Origin of the sequence: Winkia neuii subsp. neuii DSM 8576 (assembly GCF_000420405.1) — a bacterium.
Lineage (GTDB): Bacteria > Actinomycetota > Actinomycetes > Actinomycetales > Actinomycetaceae > Winkia > Winkia neuii.
This window is the reverse complement of sequence record NZ_ATUW01000021.1, coordinates 1-5,653: the sequence shown is the minus strand read 5'-3', so window position 1 is coordinate 5,653 and position 5,653 is coordinate 1. Positions and strand designations below refer to the sequence as shown.

The 5,653-nt window shown below is 51.8% G+C and carries 10 protein-coding genes; 1 reads left to right on the top strand and 9 read right to left on the bottom strand.

Annotation, left to right across the window (positions count from 1 at the left end):
- Nucleotides 1-128: 128 nt before the first annotated feature.
- From G437_RS11070 to G437_RS0110215, 9 genes are all read right to left on the bottom strand, one after another.
- Nucleotides 129-983 (bottom strand): helix-turn-helix domain-containing protein, encoded by an 855-nt coding sequence (locus G437_RS11070; RefSeq protein ID WP_024332459.1) that lies wholly within the window; start codon nucleotides 981-983, stop codon nucleotides 129-131.
- A complete protein-coding gene (locus G437_RS0110250) occupies nucleotides 973-1,308 on the bottom strand; it encodes a hypothetical protein (protein ID WP_024332458.1) in 336 nt (111 codons plus the stop codon). The genes G437_RS11070 and G437_RS0110250 overlap by 11 nt, the downstream gene beginning before the upstream one ends.
- On the bottom strand, nucleotides 1,308-1,943 hold the full coding sequence (locus G437_RS0110245; protein ID WP_024332457.1) for an ERF family protein: 636 nt from the start codon (nucleotides 1,941-1,943) through the stop codon (nucleotides 1,308-1,310). Before G437_RS0110245 ends, G437_RS0110250 begins: the two co-directional genes overlap by 1 nt.
- Nucleotides 1,931-2,803, bottom strand: coding sequence for a PD-(D/E)XK nuclease-like domain-containing protein (locus G437_RS0110240; protein ID WP_024332456.1), 873 nt, complete (start codon nucleotides 2,801-2,803; stop codon nucleotides 1,931-1,933). Before G437_RS0110240 ends, G437_RS0110245 begins: the two co-directional genes overlap by 13 nt.
- Nucleotides 2,800-3,255, bottom strand: coding sequence for a hypothetical protein (locus G437_RS0110235; RefSeq protein WP_024332455.1), 456 nt, complete (start codon nucleotides 3,253-3,255; stop codon nucleotides 2,800-2,802). The genes G437_RS0110240 and G437_RS0110235 overlap by 4 nt, the downstream gene beginning before the upstream one ends.
- A gap of 19 nt (nucleotides 3,256-3,274) precedes the next feature.
- Complete coding sequence (locus tag G437_RS10740; protein WP_034490530.1) at nucleotides 3,275-3,478, bottom strand: excisionase family DNA-binding protein; 204 nt, start codon at nucleotides 3,476-3,478, stop codon at nucleotides 3,275-3,277.
- Nucleotides 3,475-4,149: a hypothetical protein gene (locus G437_RS0110225; RefSeq protein ID WP_024332453.1), complete on the bottom strand. Its 675-nt coding sequence runs from the start codon at nucleotides 4,147-4,149 to the stop codon at nucleotides 3,475-3,477. Before G437_RS0110225 ends, G437_RS10740 begins: the two co-directional genes overlap by 4 nt.
- An 84-nt stretch (nucleotides 4,150-4,233) precedes the next feature.
- Entirely contained in the window at nucleotides 4,234-5,019 is a 786-nt protein-coding gene (locus tag G437_RS11065) for a phage antirepressor KilAC domain-containing protein (protein WP_024332452.1), read from the bottom strand.
- A gap of 39 nt (nucleotides 5,020-5,058) precedes the next feature.
- Nucleotides 5,059-5,304 carry a hypothetical protein gene (locus G437_RS0110215; protein WP_024332451.1) on the bottom strand — a complete coding sequence of 82 codons (246 nt, stop codon included), beginning with the start codon at nucleotides 5,302-5,304 and terminating at the stop codon, nucleotides 5,059-5,061.
- Between the two features lie 127 nt (nucleotides 5,305-5,431).
- Between G437_RS0110215 and G437_RS0110210 the strand changes: the two genes are divergently transcribed.
- Nucleotides 5,432-5,653 (top strand): hypothetical protein (locus G437_RS0110210; RefSeq protein WP_024332450.1); only part of this gene is annotated, 222 nt, incomplete at its 3' end.

The following is a 5,653-nucleotide window of genomic DNA, read 5'->3' as shown; positions in this document are numbered from 1 at the left end:
TAGTATTTCCCTACTCGCTAGCCTCACGTCTACGCCTTGGAGCATTGCCCCGCAAGCGGCGAGTCTTGCTAGTGCGGTTGCTACCGCACGGCCTGTTAACTGGCTTGCTGCTGTCTGGCTCATGGCGGTTACCATCCGATCGCTTTAGGGTCGGCGTGGGTTTCAGCGTCTAGTTGCTGCCCTTGCTGCCAGAATGCTTGCATTTGCTCTACCCTGCTGCCAGTGGTTGCGCGGTCTCGCATTTGCATTTTGAGGCGGTCATATTGCTTACGCAGTGTTGGCAAGCTGAGAATGTTTGAGCGCCAAAATGTTGATGCCTGGCACCAGGCGATGACTTCGAGTATTTCCGGGACTGGATGACCGTCCAGGTCGATTAGCCTCCTGGCTTCGTCTTTCCACCGCTTAGAGATGGTTGGACGCTTAGCACCATTAGCTTCGATACGAGTAGCTAGAGCGTTGCAGACTTTATCAACGTCAGCGCGTTCATTCTTCGAAGGGTCTGCATCTCCGCCAGGAGTGCAGACGTTAATATTATTAATTTTATTAATATGATTTTCTTTATGTGCAGCTCCTGCACATCTAATCTGCTCGATTTGCACATCTAAATGGTTTTGATGTGCAGCTCCTGCACCTCTGATGTGCAGCTCCTGCACATCTAATCCTGGGCCTAAAGTCCCATTGATGCAGTCTTTCAGATCAACCCGAATCGTGTAAGCTGACGACTTTTTACGACCCGCCTCGCTCTGCTGCCGCCAAGTAATAAAACCCTTAGCAGCGAGCCCACGCAGGGCCTTATCAGCCGTCCTAACTGAGACTCTAGCGTTAGCGGCTATAGTCTCCCTAGAAGGACTGCAAAACGGCTTATTCCCGGCGTAAGAGCGCAGCACCAGGAAAACAACAAGCTCATGCTCAGTAAGGCCCTCACATTGCCGTATGATCCAGTTTTCTACGCTTGCGTAACCCCGCGTAGTCTTATCGCCCATTTTCTGCTAACACCACCTTGAACGGGACCAGCCCAGAGCGGTTCAACCCGGAAACGGCCCGCGCGATATCCTCAGCTGGCAAGTGAGTCAAAAACACCAGATCTTCAAGCGAGCATTCCCCGTTATAAACATCCGGCGTGGAAGTAGATAAATAAGCAACGAGTAAAACCAATAGCGCATCAGGAGAAAGCGTTTGATCCACCAGGTAATAAAGCGGCAGCATCGCAGAACCGCTAACACACCCAACTTCAGGATCGTTAAATTTGTCTTGCATGGCCTCAACCCAGGCCATATACTCTTTGCCTTCAATATTTCCGACTCGCACTATTTCGCCCCTTTCAAATGATTTTGCAGGGTTGTAGCTAACATTTGTGCTTGCCCGGCGTTTAATTGCTCAGGTTTTGTTATTTGCTTTCCTCCTGCCCATTGACAGAATTGGGCGCGCTTTTCCTCACTAAAACCGCATTGGGTGAAAAGCGTTTCAATATCCGCTGCTGTGACCGTGCCAGGGGTCGGCTGCTGGCCTTGCGCCGGGGATGGTTGCGCCTGGTTTTGGTAGGTGAAACTATCCGGGTCTGCCTCACCAGTAGGAGCCGTAAAAGTCTGCAAAATGGCCGTACGTAAGGCTACAGACATAAACTTAGAGGTACCCTTATCGCCCCAGTCTTGCGCCTCTGCAGCAACCGTAGTAGCGAGGCTGTCGCCGTCTCCAAAGTGAAAAGTATAGGTGACAATACCCCGCGTAACGGTAGACACTTTCCCATTAGCGACCTTTTCCGCATATTCGATTTTATCAATATTCGAGGTTACGATAATTCCGTATTTACGAAATACTGGACCAATAACATCTAACACACCGTCAATGCCGCGAAACTGATAACGTGAGTGCTGGTTGAACCCGTCCTTTTTGATAATGCTAAAGCTTTTTAGAGCGTCTGTTATTGGCTTTAGAGTTGCCATGTTTCACCCAATTCATTAGAAATATTAGCGGGTATTTCATACGGTTTAATGTCTAATTGTTTTATCCCGCTGCTAAGACCAGGCCATTCGTCAAATAGTCTGCATCGTTGCCAAATGCTTATAGCTTTTTCATTTAGCGCTGCCCCTACTCGTAAGGCTTCCTCGGAGGGCGTGTACACTCCCACCAGGTAGGGTGGGGTCTTTTCCACGGCAATAAACACCATGCGAGCGTTAGTGCTGATATTTGTTGCTGCCAGCCCGGATGCGTACCATGCCGCGCTTTGGTGGTAACCGAGTTGGAAACAGGAACGCCTAAACCCCGCCGGGGTTGCATCCGAGGTGGTTTTTAGATCCACTATCGGCAAAAACCCGAGGGCCTCGTCTTCCTCGCATGGGAGCCAGTCAGGGCGGCAACGCAGCATCGCCCCGTTAGCGTGCTTCCAATAGATAGACTGCTCTGCTTTTCCCTTAGCTTGCAGGAGCCTAGCTGCCAGCGGATTTGCTAGCACTGCCTCTTTCATTGCTTGCAGGCGCTCCCAACCTTCAGCGGTAACCAAAGGCGTGTCACCGAGGTCTTTAATCCGGTCTTGTGCCGCCTTGGATGTGAGCGTTTTGGTTTTGGTGAATACTTCAGGCTTTACGCCTTCCAGGATGTAAGCGTGCGCGGCGGTACCAAACATGAGCGCCTCAGAGGGAACCGGCGGGATAACTTGCTTGGCTTTGAACTTGGCAGGCCCGCCGGGCATCGCCAAAAGTTTCGCCCCCGAAGACGACAGACTATTAGGGTCTGCATGGTATTCACTATTAGGAATATTCGAGTAAATACCCGGATCGGGTGGCAGCTTTAGTTTTTCGCTCATGCTGCCACCTCCTGCTTTGGCAAGTGCGTAAGCTGCAAGCGGGCAACGGTGGGAGCCGCCGCAATATTAGCGAGCTCCTGCGAGGTGTACACGGTCTTTTCCAGGTACCCGGCATGGCTGAAACATTTCCAACTACCCGTCGGCATTTTCACGAAAGCGTAAGGGCGCGAACCCAACCCGCCTAAGCGAGTAGCAACATAACCGCCTTCAACACTGGAACGGCGAAATAATTTGACTTGCGCGCCTGCTGGCAATTCCTGCAGGTCACGGCAACCGGCGAGGGCTTCACCCTCTTTAAAAATAGGTTTCATCAGTAAGTTCTTTTCATCTGGTGGGCAGTAAAGTAATGGAGAGAAAAAAGCGGCGACTATCAGCCCCGCCGAAACAGCGGGGGCTGCATACCACAGCGCATAACCCAAATAAGCTGTGATAACGCCAAAAGCTACCGGCATAAGCGCATGAAATACTCGCCTAGCGCTCATGCTGCACCGCCTCGGTAGCTGGCACTAGCAGACGCTTAACATCATCGGTTTTTATGCGAAACTGGCCCCGCTTAGAGGTACCCAGCCTCTCAGCTTTTAGAACCCCGCAGGTAATGTATGCGCGTACCGTATGGGGAGAAACACCTAGATATTCTGCTACCTGCCGGGTTGTAAGGTATTTTGGCAAGCTCATTTGACCGCTCCATTGCTGACTTTAACCACAGCGTCTAGTAGCGCTTTGGTTGCGCGGTCTGGTACTTTGCCTTCCACCTCGGAAATAGCTTTGAACATGACTGCCAGGTGCGCGCATGTGATCGGCTCTACAGGAGCAGGAGCGGGCGGCGTTGGAGCCTTGGCAGGTTCAGCGGCTTGCGTTTCCGGCTTTGCTGCTTGCTTAGGCTCCTGCTGGTAGCCCCTGGCACCATCCGAGGGCATTTCTTTTTCTTTTACACTCGGAGTAGCCAAATCAACGATCGCATTACGTACAGCTTTTTCAAGCTGGCGCGCTGCCTCAAAATTGGCCCCATAAGTTGTCGCAAGCTGCAAAAACTTGTGCAGCCCATCGGCATACACTAACCAATGCCCAACCCTGCCTGGTGAAGTCTTAGCTATCATTTTCGGGTCTAACTGCCTACAGATTTTCCCCGATACTTGCGTATCAAGTCCGAGGGCAACAACAAGGTCGACTGCCTTAGCCACCCAACGGCCCCGCCAATTCGTTAGCTTGATTAATTTGTTGTGGCAGATAAGCGAGGTCCACGGGATAACCTGCTTTTTGGATGCCCGATACTGCAGGAGCCCGGTTTTTTCATCTAGCGCGGTTTGCGTGATAGCCTGTCTGACAGGGGAGTAAGGTTTAGTCATTTTACTTTCCTTTCATGTTGTTGCTCCCTGGTGGCGTCGCTGCCAGGGGGCTTTTAACATGCTCAAATTGGTTGTTTTGGTTTGTTAGTTCTTGCCAGTCAGCTGTGGAAGCCGCGAACCCGCGGGGATGGTTAGCCCGAAAATCCTTGCGAGCCTGTACAGGCCCTTAGCAGTAATCCGAGGGGTCGTAGTAACGAACCGTTCCCCGGTGGCCGGATCCTCCCAGGTGGAAGCGATAACCGCCATATGCCCCGCGTCGATTACCTTTTGGTAGACGCTCCAGCTTTTACGACCGGCTGGCTTGTACACCCATCCGAGGGCATCCAGGGTTTTAAACAGCCGGTTTTGCCCTGTCTCAAGGCCTGCCCTGCAGAGCATTTGCGCGGCCTGTTTAACGCTTAGGTCTTTGCCGGTTGCGAGGAAATGGTCAAAGCTTTTGGCTTTGGGTTCTAGCCGCGCGTTTTCTGCTTCTAATGCTTTGAGGGTTTTATCTGCCTCTATGAGGGCTTTGGCCATGAGTTCCGGTCCGCTTAGCTGATTAGCAGGAATGCCGTACGAGCCGGTCTTACGGATCGTGGGTAGTACTTCGTCGAATACTTTTGCTTCGAAGGCTTGCGCGCTTGGTAGCTTCGATGACGCGGTTAGCCGGTACAAATCGCCCTCGGTAATAAAGCGGACTTGCTGCACACCGCCCGCCGTCTGAAGGGGGTACCGTTTCGTTACCCCCTTGCAGTGATCCGCGAGCGCCTTATTTGTGTTGGTGTATCCAAGGGCTGTTGCTACGTCCTTACCACAGAAAAAGACTTTGCCGCCTTCCTCTAATATGCGGACTTTGGTACCCTCAAAGCTGAAGGGGATAATTTTATTCATTACATTTCCTTCTTCCTGATCGCCTAGCTGCCTCATCAGTTAGGCGATCTTTTTTCCTGTTGAGGTTTCATCTGGAATGATCGCTAGGCATTCGCCGGGGGTGTATCCCCACGTATCGAAAATGTTTGCGATGGTTACTCCGTTAGGCGCGCTTTCTTGCTCTCTAAGCGCTATGTAGGTTGGGCGCGAAACTCCGAGTACCCGCGCCATTGCATCATCTGATTTGATGCCCTGGATCTTTTTCGCCCTCTCTAAAAAGCCCGAGCGGAAAACTAGTCTGCTCATTTCTCACCTCTGTTGTATTTCGCAGGTTTTGAACTGGTATTTACAACGTACACATCTTTTGCGCCCGTGTCAAACGGTTTGCAGTTTACGTGTTGCATAGCGCAACATTTGGCTATATAGTGGGGTTATGGATATAAAACAGTGGTTAACCGAGATAGCCGGAGGCGTCGGCTACTCGGTAATGGCGCGCGAATCTGGCCTAAACAGTGGCACCCTAAAAAGGCAGTGGGACGCGGGGAAAATTCCCCCCGCGTCAATAGTCGCTATAGCTAGACGGTATGGAGCAGCCCCGATACGAGGGCTTGTCATAGCCGGGTTAATTAGCGAGGCGGAAGCGGGGCGGGCGGGG